Origin of the sequence: Acidovorax sp. ST3 (genome assembly GCF_003231145.1) — a bacterium.
In the GTDB taxonomy this organism is placed as follows: Bacteria; Pseudomonadota; Gammaproteobacteria; order Burkholderiales; family Burkholderiaceae_C; genus Acidovorax.
The window spans coordinates 563,447-583,371 of the sequence record NZ_QKVP01000003.1; the positions used below are offsets into that span (position 1 = coordinate 563,447).

Below are 19,925 nucleotides of genomic sequence, written 5' to 3' on the forward strand. Positions count from 1 at the left end.
AGCCATCCGCAGCGCACACGGTCAGGGCTTCAGGTGGGACGAAATCCGCCGCCCCTGCTCGCGCCAGCGCTCATAGTCCGCCGGGTACGCAGCACGGTATCGCTTGAGGTGAAACGCCGCCTCGTCGTCCAGCCCCAGCATCGTGGCGCTTTCGATCAGCGGCTCGATCACCCGGGGCTCCGGCGAGAAGTGCAGCAGCTTGTTGGCCACCCCAAAGACCTGGCCCGCATTGCTGGGTGAAAGCTCGATGGTAGTCAGCAGCGCAAAATCGACCTGATCGGTGAAGAAAGGGGTGTTGCCCACCTTGCGAACGGTGTCCTGTCGCAGGGAGGGTGGGCGGTCGGCCAGCGGCCGGTACAGCTGGCTGACGCGGTAAAAGTCCCAGCCCACATAGGCCCCCAGTGCCAGCGCGCACACGATGACGGTGGCCGCCCCCCGGCGCGCGCCCAGCGAGCTTGCCCAGCGGGGCAGCTGCCAGCGCCACAGCAACGCGACGGCCAGCACCGTGACCAGCTGGAACGGCCCGTACCACAGCGGAAACTCCAGCAGACTGTGCAGCCCCACCAGTGCCAGCACGCCCCAGGCCAGTTGCCGCGCCGGATCGGTCTCGCGCCAGGGCTTTTCGCGCAGCACCCACACCACCACAGCAACACAAAAGATCAGCGCCACCGGCACGCCCAGCTCCACCGCCAGGTGCAGGGGCAGGTTGTGGGCGTTGTCCAGCAGCACACAAAACCGCTCCCCCGGGAACACGGTGACGTAGTGCGCGTAATCCAACTCCCCCCAGCCCCAGCCCGCCCAGGGCTTTTGCGCGATCAGGTGCAGCACATTGGCCCACAGCACACGGCGGCTGGTGCAGCCCGGCTCTTCGTCGAGGATGCGCACAAACAGTCCATCCGATGCAAACCCGGTCCAATCCAGCAGCAAGCGAGGCAGCAGCCAGGCCGCTGCGCCATACAAGATCAAACCCACCAGTCCTAGCCCCAGGACCAGGCGCCCCCACGACAAGCGCCAGCACAACACCAACCCCAGCATCAACAGCCACTGCACGGCCCCGGTGCGTGAGGCCGTGGCCGCGCTCGACATCGCCAGCAACGCCAGCCCCCAGGCCACCAGCAAGCCCGTCAACCACCCGGGCCAGGCCTTTCCTCCCTGCACAGGGGCGGCGATGCCGGGGTGGTCCAGACGTGCCTGCATCTGGGCCAAGCCCCACAGCAGCGCCCAGACGCCCAGGCTCAGCAACGTTGCCTGCTGGTTGCGCTGGCGCAGGTTGCCGATGGCCTGCCCCAGGGTAGAGGGCTGCACGCCGGGCAGGCCGGGATCCCCCACAAAATACTGCAGCAACCCGACGGCCGCACTGGCCAGCGCTGCGACCAGCAGGCCTGCGGCCAGCATCCGGCTCGACACCAGGGCGGGCGCCCCCCCGGTCTCCCCCTCCTGATCCCGCCCCGGCGTACTGCCGCAGCGAGCCAGGGCCAACAACACCAGCACCGCGCCGCAGCCCCAGGACACAAGCAGGGGCCAGAAGTTGTTGATGGGGGCCTGCGTGAAGCAGAACAGGAACGGCAGCGCCAGTGCCAGCAGTGTCAGCGGCGTGGCCATGGTGGCAAAGGGCATGGGATGGCAGGTAGGGGCAAAAAGGCGCGCCGTGGATCATATGCGCCGCCGCCCGGGCGCCCGCTGCGCCCATGGGACAATCGCCGCCATGCACGCATTGTTTGAAGAAGCCGGCAAATTTCTCGCCGGCCGTATCCTGTCCGAAGCCGATACCTCCGCCCAAGTGGAGCTGGACTCGGGCAAACGGGTCAAGGTCAAGGCCGCCCACATCCTCCTGAAGTTCGAAAAACCCGCCCCGGCAGAACTCATCGCCCAGGCCCAGGCCGTGGCGGAGACCATTGAACTGGACCTGGCCTGGGAATTCGCGCCCGAAGACGAATTCGGCTTTGCCGACCTGGCGCGGGACTATTTCTCCGAGAACGCCACCCTGGCCCAGCAAGCCGGTGCGCTGTTCCGCCTGTACGACGCACCGCACTACTTTCGCCGTGCGGGCAAGGGCCGCTTCAAGAAGGCCTCGGCCGAGATCCTGCAGCAGGCGCTGGCCGCCATCGAAAAGAAGAAGGCCATCCTCGCGCAGATCGACGAGTGGGCAGCGCAACTGGGCCGCGGCGAATGCCCGCAGCCCATCCGCGACCAGCTCTACAAGATTCTGTTCAAGCCCGACAAGAACGCGCCCGAGTACAAGGCCGTGGTCGACGCCAGCCGCGCCACGCACACCGCGCCGCTCGACCTGCTGCAAAAGGCGGGCGCCATCGACTCGGCCTACCAGTTCCACTGGAAGCGCTTTTTGTTCGAGAACTTCCCCAAGGGCACGGGCTTTCCGGCAGTCACTGCACCGGTCATTGCGGACGAGCTGCCGCTGTCGCCCGCGCAGGCCTACTCCATCGACGATTCGCAGACCACCGAAATCGACGATGCGCTGTCCGTACAGGGCCTGGGCACCGGCACCGTGGTGCTGGGCATCCACATCGCCGCGCCGGGCCTGGCCATCCAGCCGGGCAGCGCCATTGACCAGCTGGGCCGCGCCCGCTTGTCCACCGTGTACATGCCGGGCTACAAGATCACCATGCTGCCCGACGATGTAGTGCAGGCCTACACGCTGGACGAAGGCCGCGCCAACCCGGCCGTCTCGCTGTACGTGACCATCGACGAGGCCACGCTGGAGTTCAAGAGCTCCGAAACCAAGCTGGAGCGCGTGCACGTGGCCGCCAACCTGCGCCACGACCAGCTCGACGCGGTGGTGACGGAAGAATGGCTCACCAACCCGGCGTTTGAGCACCAAAACGACCCGCAGCGCTTGTCCGAATTGCGCCCGCAGCTATCGTTTTTGCACCGCCTCGCCAAGGACCTCAAAGCCCGCCGCGAAGTCGTGCGCGGCAAGCCCGAGAACTTCAACCGGCCGGACTACAACTTCCGCCTGGTCGGCAACGACGGCGCCGAGCCCACGGGCGACGAGCAGGTGCAGATCAGCGTGCGCCAGCGCGGCGCGCCGCTCGATCTGATCGTGGCCGAGGCCATGATCGTGGCCAACAGCACCTGGGGCAGCTGGATGGCGGAGCTGGGCGTGCCCGGCATCTACCGCAGCCAGGCCAGCATGGCGCCGGGCGTGAAGGTGCGCATGGGCACCAAGGCGCTGCCGCACGCGGGCATCGGCGTCAAAGCCTATTCGTGGGCCACGTCGCCCCTGCGCCGCTACACCGACCTGGTGAACCAGTGGCAGATCATTGCCTGCGCGCGCCACGGCAAGACCGCTGCGCTGGCCGCGCCCTTCAAGCCCAAGGACGCCGACCTGTTCTCCATCATCAGCAGCTTTGACGCGGCCTACAGCGCCTACAACGGCTACCAGGCGGGCATGGAACGCTTCTGGACGCTCAAGTATGTGGAGCAGAACGGCATCACCGAGCTGAACGCCACCGTCTTCAAGGAAGGCCCGGGCGGCAGCTTCCTCGTCCGCGCGGACGACATTCCGCTGGTCTTCCCCGTGCTGGGCGCGCAGAACCTGCCGCGCGGCGCGCGCCTCAAGGTCAAGCTGGGCGAGGTGGACGAAATCACGCTGGATATCCACGGCACCGTGATCGAGCGCCTGGACGACCCCGCAGACACCAGCGACGATGGCCCCGTGGATGATGCCGAGGACGACGACACCGTGGCCGGCCCGATTGCGATTGCGGTGGATGTGAACGAGGCCCCCGTCGACGCCGCTGCAGCGGCCCCCACCGCTTGAAGCCCCGGACAGCCCCCTGATAATTGCCGGCGATGAAACTCCCTGCCTTCCTCCGCACCTTCAGCACGCTGCAGCTGGCGCTGGGCGTCTCCATCGCCGTGCATGCTGCGCTCATCTCGGTGCGCTTCATCGACCCCGAGGGCTTCAACCGCGTGTTCCAGGACACGCCACTCGAAGTCATCCTGGTCAATGCCAAGTCCAACGAGCGCCCCGACAAGGCCCAGGCGATTGCCCAGGCCAACCTGGCGGGCGGTGGCGATGCAGAGAAGGGCCGGGCCACCAGCCCCCTGCCGTACACCGCGCTCACCACAGTGGGTGACGACTACGAAGAAGCCCAGCGCAAGATGGACGCGATGCAGGAGCAGCAGGCCCAGTTGCTGGCCCAGCTGCGCAAGCAGCTGGCCACCATGCCCGTACCCGATCCGCGCCAGGCCAGCCAGAGCGCCGAACAGGCCAGCGAGCAGGAAAAGCGCCGCCAGCTCGTCAAGCTGCTGGCCGAGATCGAAAAGCGCATCAACGAAGAAAACTCGCGCCCCAAGAAGCGCTACATCAGCCCCGCCACCCGCGAAGAGGCCTATGCCATCTATTACGACGCGCTGCGCCGCAAGGTGGAAGACAAGGGCACCGAGAACTTCCCCGAACAGGCCGGCCGCAAGCTCTACGGCGAGCTGACGATGATCGTCACCGTCAACCATGACGGCCGTGTGCTGGGCACCGAGATCGTGCAAGGCTCAGGCAACAGCACCCTGGACCGCCGCGCCGAAGCCATTGCCCGCGCCGCAGGCCCGTTTGGCGCCTTCGATGCCGAGATGCGCAAGAAGGCCGACCAGATCGCCATGGTGGCGCGCTTCAAGTTCACCCGCGACCAGACCCTGGAAACCGTTGTGAAGTAACTGCCCGGCGGGGGGTAGCAACGGCGTCCGCCGAGCCGACCTCCAAGCCCACCCACCCGCCCCACAAAACGCACCGCACGGCCGCCCGTACCGCCAGCCCCACGCAGCCCTCGCCACCCCATGACATCCCCCGCCTCCCCTGCCGACCTGTACTGCGTGATGGGCAACCCCGTGGCCCACAGCCGCTCGCCCGCCATCCACGCCCGTTTTGCCGAGCTGACCGACGAACACATTGCCTACGAACGCCGCCTGGTGCCCATGGACGGTTTTGCCCAGGGCGTGCGGGCGTTTGCCGCTGAGGGCGGGCGCGGCTGCAATGTCACTGTGCCCTTCAAGACCGAAGCGCCGGGCCTGGCCACCGAATGCAGCGAGCGCGTGCAACTGGCGGGCGCCGCCAACACGCTCACCTTTCGCGCCGACGGCAGCATCTACGCCGACAACACCGACGGCCTGGGCCTGGTGGCCGACATCACGCGCAACGCGGGCGTGTCGCTGGCCGGGCGCGATGTGCTGCTGGTGGGCGCCGGGGGCGCCGCCGCAGGTGTGTTGGGCCCGCTGTTGCTGGCGGGGGCCCGCCACATCACTGTGGCCAACCGCACCCTGGCCAAGGCGCAGGCGCTGGTGCAGTCGCACAGCGCCTTGGCTGCGCTACAAAAAGCAGAGCTGTCAGCGCAAGAACCACTAGCGCTATCGGCCCATTTCGATGTAATCATCAACGCCACGGCCAGCAGCCTTTCTGGCGGCGGCATCCCGGTGCCCGCCAGCGTGCTGCGCCCCGGTGCCCTGGCCTACGACATGATGTACGGCCCCGCAGCACAGGGCTTCCTCGACTGGGCCCGGCAGCACGGCGCCGTGCCCCGTGACGGCCTGGGCATGCTGGTGGAGCAAGCCGCCGAGGCTTTCTTGCTGTGGCGCGGCGTGCGCCCGCCCTCGGCCCAGGTGCTGCGCGAAATGCAGCAATCTGCCACCGCCTGACCCCCGGGGACGCCACGATGAAAGCCGTGCTGCGCTGGCTGGGACTGCTGGTGATCGCCTTCGTGGCGCTGCAGCTGTTCTTTGTGCTGCGCATTGCCGCCATGGCAGCCATCAACCCCGAGTCCACCACCTTTCAGCGGTCCGAAGCCTGGACGCTGCTGGCCAGCAAAGGCCATGTGCCCTGGCGCCAGCAATGGGTTCCGTACGCCGACATCTCTGACCACCTCAAGCGCGCGGTGATCGCCTCGGAAGACGATGGTTTTGTGAACCACGACGGCGTGGACTGGAACGCCATCGAAAAAGCCTGGGAGCGCAACGCCAAGGCCGAAGCCCAGGCCAGCAAGGCGCAGGCCCGCGCCCCCGAGCGCCCGGTGCGTGCCCCCAAGATCCGGGGCGGCTCCACCATCACCCAGCAGCTGGCCAAGAACCTGCTGCTGTCGGGCGAACGCACACTGCTGCGCAAGGGGCAGGAGTTCGTGCTCACGCTGGCGCTGGAGCAGTTGCTCTCCAAGCAGCGCATCCTGGAGATCTACCTCAACAACGTGGAATGGGGCGAAGGCGTGTTCGGCGCCGAGGCTGCTGCGCAGCACTACTTCCGCAAGAGCGCCAGCCGCCTGAGCACAGCCGAGGCCGCACGCCTGGCCGTGATGCTGCCCGCGCCCAAGCGGTTTGAGAAAACGCCTGGCTCGGCGTATCTGGCAGGACGGACACGCACGATCCTGGGGCGCATGGGCGGCGCGGAGTTGCCCTGAACGTCACCCACCGGTAAGCAGCGCGCCTTATTGCCCCTGCGGCGCATCGCGCCGCCGCTGCAGCCACAGCGCAGACTCCCCCTCCGGCCGCAACGTCACCTGTAACCGGGGCGCGCCCACGGCGCTCCCCTCCGGCAGCCGCACCGTGTAGCGCTGCAGCAGCATGGCCGCCAGCAGCGTCATCTCGAGCATCGCAAAGTGCTGGCCAATGCACACGCGCGGCCCCAGGCCGAAGGGAATCCAAGCGCCCCGGGGGATGGGCGGCGCGCCGTCCAGAAAACGCTCGGGACGGAAGCAGTCCGGCTCGGCAAACCAGCGCGCATCGCGGTGCAGCACCCAGGGGGTGATGCGCAGCATGGCGCCCGGGGGCACTGGCACGCCGCCCAGCGTGATGGGCGCGGTGGTGCGGCGGCTCATCAGCGCGGCGATCGGGGGGTACAGGCGCAGCGCTTCTTTCAACGTAGCGCCCAGCCAGGGCAGCTGGGCAAGGTGCTCGGGGCCGGGGGTGCCGCCCCGCAGCACGGCATCGACCTCGGCCTGGGCGCGCTGCGCGGCCTCGGGGTGCTGGGCCATGAGCAGGGTCCACCACAGCAGCGTGGTGGCGCTGGTTTCGTGCCCGGCCTGGAAGCTGACGATGCACTGGTCAAACACCTCTTGTGCTGACAAGGCATCGCCGGTTTGCTCGTCGCGCAGGGCCAGCAGCATCTGCAGCAGGTCCGTGCGCGCAGGGGCATCGGGCGGGGGCACCTCGGCCTGGCGGGCATGGATGTGGCGCCACACTAGTCCCTTCAACGACCGGATCGCGCGCCGCTTGGCCGCCTTGCCCGGCAGGGGCAGCCAGTCGGGCAAAGTAAAGGGCATGAACATCTCCTGGTAGGCCGTGGCCCCCAGCGTCTGCGTGGCCCAGGCAGCATCGCGCGCATCGGCCTGGGCCGAGGTGCTGAACAGCGTGCGCAGGATCACGTCCATGGCCACGTCGGTCCACAGCGCATCCACCGCCACCTGCGCACCGGGCTGGCCTGGCGGCACGGCCGCATCGAGCGCGCTGCGGGCGGCATCGGTCATCAGCTGCGCGTAGCCTGCCACCCGCTTGGGCGTGAAGGCGGGCATCAGCATGCGGCGCTGGCGCTGCCAGGTGTCGCCTTCGGTCACCAGCACGCTCTGGCCAAACACTTCCTCGAACACCTCCATGCCACGCTCCCAGCGGATGAGCTGGTCGGCATGGGTGACCAGTGCTTCGCGCACCAGATCAGGGTGCATCAGGTCCCACGCATCTTCGTACCCTAAACGCATGCGGGTGAGGTCGCCATGCTCGCGCTGCAGTTGGGTGACAAAGCCCAGGTAGTCGGACCGCATGGCGCGCAGCAGCGGCAGGCCCCACCAGCGGGTTCGCGGGCCGCGTGGCGTTGCAGGCGTGGTGGGAGGAGTGGGAGAAGCAACAGAAGAAACAGACGAGGTGGTGACTGTGGGCGTGTTCATGCCCCACATGCTGCAGCGCAGCGACGACTTGGTATTGAACGATTGCGACAGCCCCCGTCGCCTACACTCGCGCCCCATGGCAAGCTTGGCCCCCCTCTCCCCTCGGCACCCTGCCGGGCTGATCCCCTCGGGCGAGCTGTGGCTGCCGCGCCCCAGTCTCACGGCCTGCCTGCGTGCTGCCATCGCGCGCAGCACGGTGGGCCACACGCTCAGCGATGCACAGCGCATCAACCGCTTTCCGGCCTCGCCGCTGTGCAGCCTGAGCTGGTGGTTTGAAGGCCGCAGCGAGGCCCTGGTGGCCGAGCGCCCCGACTCCATGCCCACGGAGCACAGCCCGCGCGAGGCCTACCCCGGCCGCTGGGTGCTGGCCGGCCCGCAGACCCGCCCCACCTCCAGCTACTGCGCCGGGCCCACGCACGCCATGATGGTGATGTTAATGCCCGACGCGCTGCACCAGCTCACCGGCGTGGACCCTGGGGCCCTGACCGATCGCATGGTGGACGCGCAATCGCTGTTGCCGCCCGACTGGATGGCGCTGTGCGAGGCGGTGCAGAACCTGCCCGACAACGCGGCCCGCCTGCAGCACCTGGAAGACTTTCTGGAGCCCCGCTGGCAGGCCTGCCGCCCCGCACAATCCTTGCCCACACAGCGCTACGGCGACTGGGCTGCACACCTCGCACAGCGCGCCGCCCTGTCGGCCCCTGGCCGCAGCCTGCGCCAGTTGGAGCGGCGCATCAAGCGCTGGGCCGGACTGCCCCTGCGCGAACTGCGCGGCTTTGGCAAGGCCGAGCAGGCGTTCTTCGACACCATCGCCGCCGAGGCTGCGCAGGGCTCGGTCAAATGGGCCGATGTGGCAGCGGGCGCCGGGTTCTCCGACCAATCACACCTGTGCCGCGTCACGCGCCGCATCACCGGCTACGCACCGCAGGCGCTGTACGACGGCATCTATGGCGACGAGGCCTTCTGGGTGTACCGGATCTGGGTGTAGGGCAACAACGCGGAACCAGGCCCAGGGGGCGATCCCAATCACGGAATGTGCGTTTCCTGGAAGGTCACCCGGCGCCGCTGCGGGTCAAAGAGACCGCCCTCGGGCAGCACATGCATGCGGATATCCGCAGCCTTGGCCATGGGGCCGTCGTCGTCCACGATCTGCGCCCGGCGGGCGTCAAAGAGCTTGACGTAGTAGTTGCCCAGCACCTCCCACATGCCGTCCGGGCGCACCAGCAGGGCGGTTTCCTCGTCGATGCCCACACCGATCAGCTGAGGGTGATCCAACACCGCGCTGATGAGGCGGTTGTAGCGGGCACGGTGCATGAAATGCTGGTCCACGATCGCCCCCCGGAAGAGGCCGAAACCGGGTGCCAGCTCTTTCATGCCTCGGGCGATGTTGACCTGCTCTTCTTCGTCGGAGTTGCGCGGCGCCCGCCATTTGCCCGTGAGCATGAGCCGGCTCATGACCGAGGCCCCGGCCGACGTTCCGCCCACCACCGCCCCCGCCACGTAGCGCGATTCGATGGTCTGCAATGCCCGGGTGCCCACCAGCAGCGTGGACAGGCGCGACTGGTCGCCGCCGGAGAACCAGAATCCCGTGAAGCCCTCCAGCATCTGCACCACGGCAGCGCTGTTGGCCTCGCCGGGGCGGATGTCCACCACCTGCGCAAACGCGCCCAGGCGGCTGAAGTCGCGGGCCACTTCCAGGGCCTCCTCGTCCGACTTGGAACTGGCCATGGGAAACACGGCAATGCGGGCGTTCTCTGCCCCGGCCAGCGCCACAAACCGCTGCTGCACGCTGACAGGCGTTTCCCCGCCCCCCACGATCAGCAAGTGGCCTTGCGGCCGGACAAAGAGCCGCAAGACGGCCGCCAGCCTCGCCGCATTGGCAGAGCCCGCCTGCGCCGACGGGGGCTGCGCTGCCAATGGCGCTGCGGGCGGGGTGGGTACGGTGGTGGCGCCAGGCAAGGCGGGGGATGCGACCGGAGAGGCGGGCGCGGCCACCCAGGGCACTCCCGCCGTGGCGGGCTGCGCCTGGGCGCAATGCATCCCCCACAGGCACGACAGCAAAGCCGCCGCCCAAGCCACAGCAACGGCGGAGCGTCGCCCCAAGGGGCGAAGGCACCTGCGCAGCAACAACACAACGTCTAGAACCATGGACCCACAGAAGGAAAAAGGGAGGCAAAAATGCAAGGCGCTCCGCCCAGCGTGGCGGGGTGGAGCGAGCTGGCACAAGGCAATCACGGCCGCGCAGCCACCAGCAGCGGCCCGCACATCAGCACACCAACGCACCGGGCCAGATAGGCGCTGCGGCGCACAAAACAAGGTGCGAAGGGGAAAGGAAGCGGTGGATTCTAGGCAAACGCTGCTAGGCACCCTCTGCACGAGTCAGCGCGCCGTGTACATCTGCGGGCTCGGGCGGTCTGCGGCGTTGCAAATACTCGCAATAGCTACGGCTATTGCTGCGTTTTGCGCCTTGCAGCCCATCCCGATCCGCAGTGCCCACTTGCCGCTCGATTCGTGCAGAGGATGCCTAGCGCTCCTGCGCACACCGTTTGGCAAAGCGCATCGAAGCCTGCCCGTATCATCCCCGCCATGCTTGCCAAGTTGATGAGTTTCCTTCTGCTGGGGATCGTGCGGTTTCTCACCGGCTCCCAGGCCCGCTGGTATGGCTGTCCGCCCAAGGCCGAGCAGCGTATCTACTTTGCCAACCACCAGAGCCATGCCGACATGGTGCTGATCTGGGCGGCGTTGCCCGAGGAACTGCGCAGCATCACGCGGCCCATTGCGGCTAAAGACTACTGGACCAAGACGCCGTTCCGGCAGTGGATCACCACCGCCGTGTTCAACGCCGTGTATGTGGACCGCCAGGCCACGCCCGCGCGGCCCACAGCGCCCGTGGCCGCAGATCCCACCGTGACCCAGGCCGCCGCAGCCGATGCCGACACGGCAGCTGCCGGGGGCCCAGACCCCTCGCCCGAAGCGCCCCCCCGCGCACCCACGCCCGAAGAACTGCGCGCCGCACTGCCCGAATCCGACCCGCTGGCCCCGCTGGTGCGCGCGCTGGAGAGCGGCGACTCCATCGTGATCTTTCCGGAAGGCACGCGCGGCCATGGCGACGAACCCCAGGCCTTCAAATCCGGCCTGTTCAAGCTGGCGCAGATGTTTCCGCAGGTGGTGCTGGTGCCCGCCTGGATCAACAACGTGCAGCGCGTGATGCCCAAGGGCGAAGTGGTGCCGGTGCCCATCCTGTGCTCAGTGACCTTTGGCGCGCCCATCCAGCTCGAAGCAGGTGAGGAGCGCCGCCCGTTCCTCGACCGCGCGCGCCGCGCCGTCATTGCACTGCGGGAAGTCTGACCATGACCCGCGCGAAGCCCCTGATCTTGCCGAACGCTGCGCCCCGGAGCGCGCGCTGACATGAACCAATTCCTGCGCAATCTCACCGCCACCCAGCAGATCGGGGCCTTGTTCCTGGTCGTGTTCGGCATCCTGTCCATCGTCACCGTGTGGGCCTTTGTGCGCAATCTGCGCGAGCACCCGAGCGACGACCCCGAAGCCGAAGCCCAGGCCCTGGAGGCCCGGCGGTTCTGGGGGCTGCTCAAGACCTCCTGGGTCATGGCCACCGTGTTCTGGGTGGGTTGGGTGCTGGGCGAGACAGTGGCCACCGTGCTGTTTGCCATCGTGGGCTTTTTTGCGCTGCGCGAGTTCATCACCCTGTCGCCCACACGCCGAGGCGACCACCGCAGCCTGGTGCTGGCGTTCTTTGTGGTGCTGCCCCTGCAGTTCTGGCTGGTGGGCAGCAAGCACTTCGACCTGTTCACGGTGTTCATCCCCGTGTACGTGTTCCTGGCGCTGCCGGTGGTGAGCGCACTGGCCAACGACCCGCAGCGGTTTCTGGAGCGCAATGCCAAGCTGCAGTGGGGCATCATGGTCTGCGTGTACGGCATGAGCCATGTGCCCGCGTTGCTGCTGCTCGACTTTCCGGGCTACCGCGACAAGGGCGCGTTTCTGGTGTTCTTCCTGGTGTTTGTGGTGCAGACGTGCATGCTGGTGCAGCACCTGCTGGGGCGGCGCTTTCCGCACAAGCCGGTGGCACCGCAGGTGAGCCAGAGCTTTCAGTGGACCAGCTGGCTGGCTGGCGTGGCCGCCGGGGGCCTCGCGGGCGGCCTGCTCACCTTCATCACCCCCTTTAAACCCGGCCAGGCGCTCGGCATGGCGCTGCTGGCCTGTGTGGCAGGCAGCCTGGGGCACCTGGTGATGAAGGCGTTGAAGCGCGATCGGGGCATCACCAGCTGGGGCATGCAGGGCATGTCCGTCACCGGCGCGGGGGGCCTGCTCGACCGGGTGGACGCGCTGTGTTTTGCGGCACCCGTTTTCTTCCATTCGGCACGCTGGTACTTCGGTTTGTAGAAAAATCGGCCGATAGCGCTAGTCCCCATTGCCCCAATAGCTATAAAAACGAGAGCAAATGCGCATCCTTGGTATTGACCCTGGCCTGCAGACCACCGGCTTCGGCGTGGTGGACATGGACGGCCACAAGCTCAGCTACGTGGCCAGCGGCACCATCCGCACCACCACGCTGGCGCTGGGCGACCTGCCCGGGCGCCTGAAGATCCTGTTCGACGGCATCACCGAAGTCGCAGCCCGCTACCAGCCCGATGTGGCCTCGGTCGAAATCGTGTTCGTCAACGTCAACCCCCAGTCCACGCTGCTGCTGGGCCAAGCACGCGGCGCCGCCATCACCGCCCTGGTGGCCAGCAACCTGCCCGTGGCCGAATACACCGCACTGCAGATGAAAAAAGCCGTGGTCGGCCACGGCCGCGCCGCCAAAAGCCAGGTACAGGAAATGGTGCGGCGCCTGCTGCAACTACCAGGCCTGCCAGGCACCGACGCCGCCGATGGCCTGGGCATGGCCATCACCCATGCCCATGCCGGGTCCGCCATGGGCCGCCTGGGCGAAGCCGCCACGCTGAACCGGCGGCAGCATGCGATGTACAAGGATGGGCGCAGCTATTGAGCACCCCTCTGCGCGCGCCCCCAACAACCCACCTCAGCCCGGCCATGAGCGCCTCCGCCCCTCCTCCCACTCCAGCCGCGCTCTCCACGCCAGAAGATCGGCCGGCGTTCCTGTTCGTGAAAATCCCGCTCACCCGGCACACCGTAGACCCGCTGCACCAGCGCGAAGACCGGATTGACCAGGCTCTGCGCGCCGGGGGAGTCGGCATGGTGATCGGCTGGGGCGACTCGCTGGGCGTCGCACGCACGGATGGCAAGCGCATCGCGGAATTCATCCGCATCGATATCACCGCCCCGGTACTGGAGCATGCGCGGGTAGCGCTGCACGCCTTGCTGCCCGAACTGGACGCACCCCTTGGTACGCAGATCCACTACACGCTGGATGGGCAACACCGCATGGATGTAGCTACCGAATTCGGGTGGCAATTGGTTGTCCCCCCGCCCGCCACGGAGCCACCCGGCAGACGATAGGGGGTAGGCCACGAGCCGGGCCATTAGAACGTGGTTACGCTCTTAGGGCGGCGTTTCCAGCGCCTGCAGGGCTTACCGCCCCAATCCGCGCTTGAGCTCCTTGAGCAGCAGCAGCACCTGGTTGGACGCGTGGCGGCAGCTGCCGTTGAGCAGCTGTGCCGCCTTGGGCTGGTCGCCCGACTGGAAGGCCGTCACTACATCGGCCGCCTGCTGGTGAAAGTACTTGTGCCGCGCCACCAGCATGTCGAACGCGGGGTAGTGCCCCAGACGCACCCGGCCTGTGCCGTAGAGCCAGCGACCCAGGTCGCAGCGGTCGTCCTGACAGATGCGCTCGGGCCGCATGACTTCGTCGGAGCGGCCGTTGACCATGTCCTGCAGCTGCAGGCGCCAGCGCTCGTGGCTGGCGATGGCGGCATCGATATCGATCTCGGTCATCAGCGTGGCCGCGTATTCAGCGTCCAGCACCAGTTCGCTGCCGTTGTCTTCCATGGCCCAGGTGGTCTCGGGGCTGGTGGGGTCCTGCTCCCGGATCTTGAACAAGCGGCTGAAAAAACCCATGCGTCATCCCTTTTGCACGACTGGTCCGCGCAGCGCAGGATGGCAGCCAGCGCGGAAATGTCTTGAAACATTCTGTGGTGCCTCCGCCGTTTTGGCTACCAAAAAATGACCCTCTGGTAAAAATCGGCGCAGGCAACCCTGCTGCCACTGCCAGCTCTACGCCCACCGCCTGCGCAAAAGCCGCGCGCGCTGGACAATCCGGGGATGACCTCTACTCCCCGCCGCCCTGCCCTGTCCATGCTTGATCTGGTGGCCGTCCGCGAAGGCGGCACCGTGGCCGATGCGCTGCAGATTGCGCTGCGCACCGCCCAGCATGCCGAAAAACTGGGCTTTGCCCGCTACTGGCTGGCCGAGCACCACAACATGGCGGGCATTGCCAGCTCCGCCACTGCTGTGCTGGTGGGCCACATTGCCGGTGGCACCTCGCGCATCCGCGTGGGGTCCGGCGGCGTGATGCTGCCCAACCATGCCCCGCTGGTGGTGGCCGAGGCCTTCGGCACGCTGGCCGAGCTGTACCCCGGCCGCATCGACCTGGGCCTGGGCCGCGCGCCCGGCACCGACCCCACCACCATGCGTGCGCTGCGCCGCAACCGGGTGGAGACCGAAGAAGACTTTCCGCGCGACGTGGCCGAACTGCAGCGCCTGCTGGCCCCTGCCGAACCCGGCCAGCGCCTGATTGCCATGCCCGGCGCGGGCACCAATGTGCCGATCTGGCTGCTGGGCTCCAGCCTGTTTTCGGCCCAGCTGGCGGCCGAGCGGGGTCTGCCGTATGCCTTTGCCTCGCACTTTGCGCCGCGCATGCTGCACCAGGCGATTGACCTGTACCGCAATCTGTACCGCCCCTCCGCTGTCTGGCCCAAGCCCCACGTGGCCATTGGCGTGCCACTGATCGCGGCCCCGACCGACGAAGAGGCCGACTACCTGGCCAGTAGCACCTACCAGCGGGTTCTGGGCATCTTGACGGGCGACCGCCGACGCCTGCTGCCGCCCATCGAGGGCTACGCTGCGCGCCTGCAACCGCAGGAGCGGGCAGCAATTGGCGACTTTCTGGCTGCAGCCGTGATCGGTGGGCCGGACACAGTGCGTGCGGGGCTGGCGCGCCTGATAGAGGCCACCGGCGCCGACGAGCTGATGCTGGTGAGCGACGTGTACGACCCGGCACTGCGTTTGCGCTCGCTGGACATCGCCGCCCAGGCGCACGCCACGCTGGGCCAGGCCGCCGTGGCGGCCTGAGCGCCCGTCGTTTGTTCGCGCTTCAGCGCGCCAGATAGCCCCCATCGACGGGGTAATACGCCCCGGTCACAAACGACGCCTTGCTGGACGCCAGCCAGGTCACCAATTCAGCCACCTCTTCGGGCTGGCCCAGGCGGCCGATGGGGTGGGCTCCGACCAGCATGGCGTTGATGCCGGCGTCCTGCTCCAGCCCGCTGATCATGGGCGTGTGGATAAACGCTGGGCCCACCGCATTGATGCGCACGCCGTGCGCGCTGTATTCGATGGCCGCCGCCTTGGTCAACCCCACCACGCCGTGCTTGGCCGCCGTGTAGGCGGGCGCCGTGGCAAAGCCCACCGAGCCCAGGATGGACGCCATGTTGATGATCGAGCCGCCACCGTTCTTCAGCATCGCGGCGATCTGGTACTTCATGCCGTAGAACACGCCCGACAGGTTGATGTTGATGACCTGCGCCCAGCCGTCCAGCGGGTAATCGGCTGTCGGTGCCTGTGGGCCACCAATGCCCGCGTTGTTGCAGGCCACGTCCAGGCGGCCGTAGTGGGCGACGGTGCGCTGTACCAGCGCATCGCAATCCTCGGGCTTGCCCACGTCGGCCGCCACAAAGATCGCGTCGCCCCCGGCGGAGCGCACCAGCGCGGCGGTTTCCTCGCCCGCCTGCACATTCACGTCCGACACCACCACCTTGGCACCTTCGCGCGCCCACACCAGCGCAATGGCGCGACCGATGCCCGACGATGCGCCCGTTACCAATGCCACCTTGTTCTTCAGCATGAAAGACCCCTTGTTCGTTCAAAACGCCTGCAACCCGATGCCACAGATCACTTTTCATTCTGCGCGCGCAATGCGTCAGCGCCTTGACCTGTGTCATGCCCCGGGCATGGAAGCTGGGTGGAGGCACTGGGCCTTGGGTAGCGGCTACCATCAGGGTCTGCCAAGCCTGCGGCGGACATCCGTCCATTGCGGGACTGCCTGATTTCCACGCCAACGCCCCACCACCCACGCCCGCATTTGCATGCCTGCTTTTTCCTTTGAAGCCCTGGACGCCCAGGGCCAGACCCGCAAAGGCCTCCTGGAGGCTGACACCGCCAAGGCCGCCCGCAGCCTGCTGCGGGCCCAGGCGCTGGTGCCGCTGGCGGTGGAGCTGGTGCAGACGGGCCAGTCGCTGGACGGCCGGTCCGCCAGCCTGGGCCAGCGCCTGTTCACCCGGCCGGTGTTCAGCGCGACGGGGCTGGCCATCTGGACACGGCAGATCGCCGGGCTGGTGTCGTCGGGCCTGCCGCTGGAGCGCGCACTCACCGCGCTGTCCGAAGAAGCCGACGATGAACGCCAGCGCCACCTGGTGGCGGCCCTGCGCGCCGAGGTCAATGCGGGCGCCACCTTTGCCCGCGCACTTTCGCAGCACCCGCGCGAGTTCTCTGACATCTATTGCGCCGTGATCGGCGCGGGCGAACACAGCGGCAACCTGGGCCTGGTGCTGGAGCGCCTGGCCGACGACCTGGAAGAGCGCCAGGCGCTCAAGGCCAAGCTGGTGGGCGCCGCGCTGTACCCGGCCATCGTGACCCTGGTGGCCATCGTGATCGTGCTGTTCCTGGTGGGCTATGTGGTGCCGCAGGTGGCCAGCGTGTTTGCAGGCACCAAGCGCGCGCTGCCGTTCCTGACGGTGGCCATGCTGGGCCTGAGCGCCTTTGTGCGCAGCTATGGCTGGGTGATGCTGATTGCTTCTATTTTGATAGCAATTGGGGCAAGATGGGCGCTCACCATCGGCCATATTCGCGAGAAATTCGATGCCGCCTGGCTCAATCTGCCCCTGGTGGGCAAGCTGGCGCGCGGCTACAACGCAGCACGGTTTGCCGGCACGCTGGCCATGCTGGCGGGCGCCGGTGTGCCCATCCTGAAGGCCTTGCAGGCCGCCGCAGAAACACTGAACAACCGCGCGCTGCGTGCCGACGCGCTCGACGCGCTGGTGCTGGTGCGCGAAGGCGCTCCGCTGGCATCGGCCCTGGCGCAGAAAAAGCGCTTTCCGGGCCTGCTGTCGATGTTTGCGCGCCTGGGCGAGCAGACCGGGCAACTGCCGGTGATGCTGCAGCGCGCAGCCCGCCAGCTCTCGGCCGAGGTGCAGCGCCGCGCCATGGCCCTGGCCACCATCCTGGAGCCGCTGCTCATCGTGGGCATGGGCCTGATCGTGATGCTGATCGTGCTGGCCGTGCTGCTGCCAATCATCCAACTCAACCAGTTTGTGAAGTGACCTTATGGCTGTAACGCTCGACGACAAGCTGGTGGTCGCCATCTCCTCGCGCGCGCTGTTCAATTTTGAGGAAGAGAACCGCGTCTTCGAGAAGGACAATGACCGCGCCTACGTGGACCTGCAGCGCCAGCGGCTCGACGTGCCTGCTGCGCCGGGCGTGGCGTTTTCGCTGGTGCGCAAGCTGCTCGCGTTCAACACCTCCGAGCACCAGCGCGTGGAGGTGGTGCTGCTGTCGCGCAATGACCCGGTGAGCGGCATGCGCGTGTTCCGCTCCTGCCATGCCCACGGACTCCCCTCCATCCAGCGCGGTGTGTTCACGCAAGGGCGCGACCCGTTTCGCTACCTGCGGCCACTGGGCGCGCACCTGTTCCTGTCCGCCAACGAGGCCGATGTGCGCGAGGCCCTGCACCTGGGCTACCCCGCAGCGCGGGTGGTGACGGAATCGGTGCAGGCCGGCGACTCCAACCCCCACGAAGTGCGGATTGCCTTTGACGGCGACGCGGTGCTGTTCTCCGATGAGGCCGAGCGCGTGTACCAGGCGGAGGGGCTGGCCGCCTTCCAGCAACACGAAACCGACAAGGCCGCGCAGCCCCTGCCCGACGGCCCGTTCAAACCCCTGCTCGCCGCCTTGCACCGTCTGCAGTCGGCAGGCGAGGCGGGTGGCACCGGCATGCGCATCCGCACCGCGCTCGTCACCGCCCGCAGCGCCCCCGCGCACGAGCGCGCCATCCGCACCCTGATGGACTGGAACATTGCGGTGGACGAGGCCATGTTTCTGGGCGGCCTGCCCAAGGGCGAGTTTCTGCGTGAATTCGAACCCGATTTCTTCTTTGACGACCAGACCGGTCACGTCACATCGGCAGCGCGCCATGTGCCTGCGGGCCATGTGAACAGTGGCATCTCGAATCCGGTGCGGGTTGTGGGGAACTGACCGCCGGAGCCCCCCTTGCAAGCTTGCGGGCTCTGCCGCTCCATGCCCGGCCCTTGCGAAAAGATCTGCAAAGACTTGCAACGCCCGGTGAAAGCCTGCAAAGCCCTGGTTGCAAACCACCGCCCTCGCCCCTCATGTGCCACCATGGCCATTGAGACTTTGAAGGAGAACACTTTGCGCATTCGCAAATCCTGGGCGCCCCTGTGGCTGCAGAAGCCTATCCTCGCGACGGTGGCCCTGTTCGCAGCCTGTGCAGCCCTGGCACAAACACCCCCACCACCACCTGCCCATCGAGTGGAGACACACGCGGCCACAGAACCCGCAGCGGCGGTGAGCCCGGGCGAACTGAAGGCCCAGCGCGAATTCAAGATGCTGGACTTCAACGGAGACGGCAAGCTCAGCCGCTCCGAGGTGAAACTGTTCCCGCGTTTGGCGGCGGCCTTCGACGAGGCCGATACGGATGGTGATGGCTTTGTGTCGTATGCCGAAGTGCGCGCCTTTGCCGCCAAATACCGCGCCGAGCGCGATCGTCAGCGGGCAGCCGCACAAGCGGCAGCCACGCCCGCAGCCCCTATTGCGTCGCCCCCAGCACCGGAGGCCCGTCCCTGAGGAACGCAGTTTGCACTTTGCTGAGCGGCAAACCCCAAAAATGAATCTAATAGACTTGGAGCGCTAGTGCAATATGGGCCGTCAGCTATCTACTTGATAGCAAAAAATACTGAATGCACCGAGGCAGTCCCCACAGCTTCTGTGTGCACGGTAAGGGGCGCCCACCGGATACGTCACCTGTACGCCACAGATTGCCGCTGCACAGGGGCTTCGCCAAACTACACCGGGCGCCATGACACGCAATGGGGCGCCTTCGCGGCGGCAGCCCGGCAGCGTCGATGGCTCAAACGCCGCCGGTACGCTTGACCTTGGGGTCGGTGTAGGTCAGCGGCTCGTTCTTGGCCTGTTGGGCCAGACGCTCCTGCAAGGTCATCTTGTTGACGTCCTGAGCTACCTCTACCGCGCTGCCGCTGGCGCGCCACATGGACTGGATGAACTCCAGCAGTTGCTTGTAGATCGGCTCTTTGGGAGGCTCCGGCGGCTCCTCGACGGTTTCCTTCTTTTTTACCGCCGTCCAGTCCCGGTTCGGCGCCTCGGGCGCCGAGGGTTTGTCCGGCTCGCGCACGATCGCCCCCTCACCCAGCCGGTCCATGGACTCGACCGGGTTGGGAGCGTTGATGGGACGCACCGGAGGCGCACCCGAGGCGCCAGTGGAATACAAATCAGCGCCCTGAGGACGCCAGGACGGCGATCGATCGACAGGTGGCATTTGCATGACATTGGCCCGTAGTTGAACAAAAGTGTGGAGAGGGTCTTTCGGCCTCTTCGTACATCGATTACGGCAAAAAGAAGGGTGAATTTAGGTCTTTTTCACCGATTGGCCGAAATTTAGGGTTTTCCCTAGTAAAAATCCAGCCTTTGGGAACGGTTTAGCGCCTTCCAGAGGTAGCAATGGCGAGCAGACGCCTTCCAAAGGGATGCCGAAGTACGCCGTGCACGTGCAAATGTCGCAGCACCACCACGTAGTCCCAAGAGGGAGAGAGCGCTGGC

At 67.1% G+C, this 19,925-nt stretch carries 19 protein-coding genes; 13 read left to right on the forward strand and 6 right to left on the reverse strand.

The features are described from left to right. Positions 1–21 precede the first annotated feature (21 nt). Positions 22–1,617, reverse strand: coding sequence for a Wzy polymerase domain-containing protein (locus DNK89_RS11820; RefSeq protein WP_110960232.1), 1,596 nt, complete (start codon positions 1,615–1,617; stop codon positions 22–24). Between the two features lie 88 nt (positions 1,618–1,705). On the opposite strand from DNK89_RS11820, the gene DNK89_RS11825 reads away from it, so the two are divergent. From DNK89_RS11825 to mtgA, 4 genes are all read left to right on the forward strand, one after another. Then, the gene (locus DNK89_RS11825; RefSeq protein WP_110960233.1) at positions 1,706–3,781 is read left to right on the forward strand and encodes a ribonuclease catalytic domain-containing protein; all 2,076 of its coding nucleotides are present in this window, start codon (positions 1,706–1,708) and stop codon (positions 3,779–3,781) included. A gap of 32 nt (positions 3,782–3,813) precedes the next feature. Next, entirely contained in the window at positions 3,814–4,674 is an 861-nt protein-coding gene (locus DNK89_RS11830; protein ID WP_110960234.1) for an energy transducer TonB, read from the forward strand. A gap of 120 nt (positions 4,675–4,794) precedes the next feature. After that, positions 4,795–5,649 carry a shikimate dehydrogenase gene (gene aroE / locus DNK89_RS11835; protein ID WP_110960235.1) on the forward strand — a complete coding sequence of 285 codons (855 nt, stop codon included), beginning with the start codon at positions 4,795–4,797 and terminating at the stop codon, positions 5,647–5,649. Positions 5,650–5,666: 17 nt separating this feature from the next. Next, on the forward strand, positions 5,667–6,401 hold the full coding sequence (mtgA, locus tag DNK89_RS11840; RefSeq protein WP_060986032.1) for a monofunctional biosynthetic peptidoglycan transglycosylase: 735 nt from the start codon (positions 5,667–5,669) through the stop codon (positions 6,399–6,401). Between the two features lie 27 nt (positions 6,402–6,428). Here the strand turns inward: mtgA and DNK89_RS11845 are convergent, their stop codons facing one another. Then, positions 6,429–7,880 carry a cytochrome P450 gene (locus tag DNK89_RS11845; RefSeq protein WP_238990790.1) on the reverse strand — a complete coding sequence of 484 codons (1,452 nt, stop codon included), beginning with the start codon at positions 7,878–7,880 and terminating at the stop codon, positions 6,429–6,431. Positions 7,881–7,956: 76 nt separating this feature from the next. On the opposite strand from DNK89_RS11845, the gene DNK89_RS11850 reads away from it, so the two are divergent. Continuing rightward, the gene (locus DNK89_RS11850) at positions 7,957–8,868 is read left to right on the forward strand and encodes a helix-turn-helix domain-containing protein (RefSeq protein ID WP_238990791.1); all 912 of its coding nucleotides are present in this window, start codon (positions 7,957–7,959) and stop codon (positions 8,866–8,868) included. 38 nt (positions 8,869–8,906) lie between these two features. Here DNK89_RS11850 and DNK89_RS11855 read toward each other — a convergent pair whose 3' ends face one another. Beyond that, positions 8,907–9,983 carry a cyanophycinase gene (locus DNK89_RS11855; RefSeq protein ID WP_153064281.1) on the reverse strand — a complete coding sequence of 359 codons (1,077 nt, stop codon included), beginning with the start codon at positions 9,981–9,983 and terminating at the stop codon, positions 8,907–8,909. A gap of 483 nt (positions 9,984–10,466) precedes the next feature. Between DNK89_RS11855 and DNK89_RS11860 the strand changes: the two genes are divergently transcribed. From DNK89_RS11860 to DNK89_RS11875, 4 genes are all read left to right on the forward strand, one after another. Further along, complete coding sequence (locus tag DNK89_RS11860; protein ID WP_110960239.1) at positions 10,467–11,228, forward strand: 1-acyl-sn-glycerol-3-phosphate acyltransferase; 762 nt, start codon at positions 10,467–10,469, stop codon at positions 11,226–11,228. Between the two features lie 60 nt (positions 11,229–11,288). Continuing rightward, positions 11,289–12,281, forward strand: coding sequence for a phosphatidate cytidylyltransferase (locus DNK89_RS11865; RefSeq protein ID WP_110960240.1), 993 nt, complete (start codon positions 11,289–11,291; stop codon positions 12,279–12,281). Positions 12,282–12,339: 58 nt separating this feature from the next. After that, positions 12,340–12,888 (forward strand): crossover junction endodeoxyribonuclease RuvC, encoded by a 549-nt coding sequence (ruvC, locus tag DNK89_RS11870; RefSeq protein ID WP_056066401.1) that lies wholly within the window; start codon positions 12,340–12,342, stop codon positions 12,886–12,888. A gap of 116 nt (positions 12,889–13,004) precedes the next feature. After that, positions 13,005–13,358 carry a hypothetical protein gene (locus DNK89_RS11875; RefSeq protein ID WP_153064282.1) on the forward strand — a complete coding sequence of 118 codons (354 nt, stop codon included), beginning with the start codon at positions 13,005–13,007 and terminating at the stop codon, positions 13,356–13,358. 72 nt (positions 13,359–13,430) lie between these two features. Here DNK89_RS11875 and DNK89_RS11880 read toward each other — a convergent pair whose 3' ends face one another. Continuing rightward, on the reverse strand, positions 13,431–13,916 hold the full coding sequence (locus DNK89_RS11880; RefSeq protein ID WP_015015652.1) for a CZB domain-containing protein: 486 nt from the start codon (positions 13,914–13,916) through the stop codon (positions 13,431–13,433). 204 nt (positions 13,917–14,120) lie between these two features. Here DNK89_RS11880 and DNK89_RS11885 point away from each other — a divergent pair, with 204 nt between their 5' ends. Beyond that, the gene (locus DNK89_RS11885; protein ID WP_110960242.1) at positions 14,121–15,149 is read left to right on the forward strand and encodes an LLM class flavin-dependent oxidoreductase; all 1,029 of its coding nucleotides are present in this window, start codon (positions 14,121–14,123) and stop codon (positions 15,147–15,149) included. 22 nt (positions 15,150–15,171) lie between these two features. Here the strand turns inward: DNK89_RS11885 and DNK89_RS11890 are convergent, their stop codons facing one another. Next, complete coding sequence (locus DNK89_RS11890; protein WP_015015654.1) at positions 15,172–15,921, reverse strand: SDR family NAD(P)-dependent oxidoreductase; 750 nt, start codon at positions 15,919–15,921, stop codon at positions 15,172–15,174. A 241-nt stretch (positions 15,922–16,162) separates the two neighbouring features. Here DNK89_RS11890 and gspF point away from each other — a divergent pair, with 241 nt between their 5' ends. The 3 genes from gspF to DNK89_RS11905 all read left to right on the forward strand — a co-directional run bounded on the left by gspF (position 16,163) and on the right by DNK89_RS11905 (position 18,935). Next, a complete protein-coding gene (gspF, locus tag DNK89_RS11895) occupies positions 16,163–17,395 on the forward strand; it encodes a type II secretion system inner membrane protein GspF (RefSeq protein WP_110960243.1) in 1,233 nt (410 codons plus the stop codon). Between the two features lie 4 nt (positions 17,396–17,399). Beyond that, complete coding sequence (locus DNK89_RS11900) at positions 17,400–18,326, forward strand: 5'-nucleotidase (RefSeq protein WP_060984309.1); 927 nt, start codon at positions 17,400–17,402, stop codon at positions 18,324–18,326. 174 nt (positions 18,327–18,500) lie between these two features. Then, positions 18,501–18,935: an EF-hand domain-containing protein gene (locus DNK89_RS11905; protein ID WP_203422250.1), complete on the forward strand. Its 435-nt coding sequence runs from the start codon at positions 18,501–18,503 to the stop codon at positions 18,933–18,935. Positions 18,936–19,218: 283 nt separating this feature from the next. Here the strand turns inward: DNK89_RS11905 and DNK89_RS11910 are convergent, their stop codons facing one another. Beyond that, entirely contained in the window at positions 19,219–19,650 is a 432-nt protein-coding gene (locus DNK89_RS11910; RefSeq protein ID WP_060984310.1) for a hypothetical protein, read from the reverse strand. Positions 19,651–19,925: the final 275 nt, after the last annotated feature.

Excerpts from the sequence above, each read along its gene's own strand:
- DNK89_RS11820 (WP_110960232.1), bottom strand. The coding sequence starts at position 1,617 with ATGCCCTTTGCCACCATGGCCACGCCGCTGACACTGCTGGCACTGGCG.
- DNK89_RS11825 (WP_110960233.1), top strand. The coding sequence starts at position 1,706 with ATGCACGCATTGTTTGAAGAAGCCGGCAAATTTCTCGCCGGCCGTATC.
- DNK89_RS11890 (WP_015015654.1), bottom strand. The coding sequence starts at position 15,921 with ATGCTGAAGAACAAGGTGGCATTGGTAACGGGCGCATCGTCGGGCATC.
- gspF (WP_110960243.1), top strand. The coding sequence starts at position 16,163 with ATGCCTGCTTTTTCCTTTGAAGCCCTGGACGCCCAGGGCCAGACCCGC.
- ruvC (WP_056066401.1), top strand. The coding sequence starts at position 12,340 with ATGCGCATCCTTGGTATTGACCCTGGCCTGCAGACCACCGGCTTCGGC.
- DNK89_RS11860 (WP_110960239.1), top strand. The coding sequence starts at position 10,467 with ATGCTTGCCAAGTTGATGAGTTTCCTTCTGCTGGGGATCGTGCGGTTT.
- DNK89_RS11880 (WP_015015652.1), bottom strand. The coding sequence starts at position 13,916 with ATGGGTTTTTTCAGCCGCTTGTTCAAGATCCGGGAGCAGGACCCCACC.
- mtgA (WP_060986032.1), top strand. The coding sequence starts at position 5,667 with ATGAAAGCCGTGCTGCGCTGGCTGGGACTGCTGGTGATCGCCTTCGTG.
- DNK89_RS11910 (WP_060984310.1), bottom strand. The coding sequence starts at position 19,650 with ATGCAAATGCCACCTGTCGATCGATCGCCGTCCTGGCGTCCTCAGGGC.
- DNK89_RS11850 (WP_238990791.1), top strand. The coding sequence starts at position 7,957 with ATGGCAAGCTTGGCCCCCCTCTCCCCTCGGCACCCTGCCGGGCTGATC.
- DNK89_RS11865 (WP_110960240.1), top strand. The coding sequence starts at position 11,289 with ATGAACCAATTCCTGCGCAATCTCACCGCCACCCAGCAGATCGGGGCC.
- DNK89_RS11900 (WP_060984309.1), top strand. The coding sequence starts at position 17,400 with ATGGCTGTAACGCTCGACGACAAGCTGGTGGTCGCCATCTCCTCGCGC.
- aroE (WP_110960235.1), top strand. The coding sequence starts at position 4,795 with ATGACATCCCCCGCCTCCCCTGCCGACCTGTACTGCGTGATGGGCAAC.
- DNK89_RS11885 (WP_110960242.1), top strand. The coding sequence starts at position 14,121 with ATGACCTCTACTCCCCGCCGCCCTGCCCTGTCCATGCTTGATCTGGTG.
- DNK89_RS11830 (WP_110960234.1), top strand. The coding sequence starts at position 3,814 with ATGAAACTCCCTGCCTTCCTCCGCACCTTCAGCACGCTGCAGCTGGCG.
- DNK89_RS11845 (WP_238990790.1), bottom strand. The coding sequence starts at position 7,880 with ATGAACACGCCCACAGTCACCACCTCGTCTGTTTCTTCTGTTGCTTCT.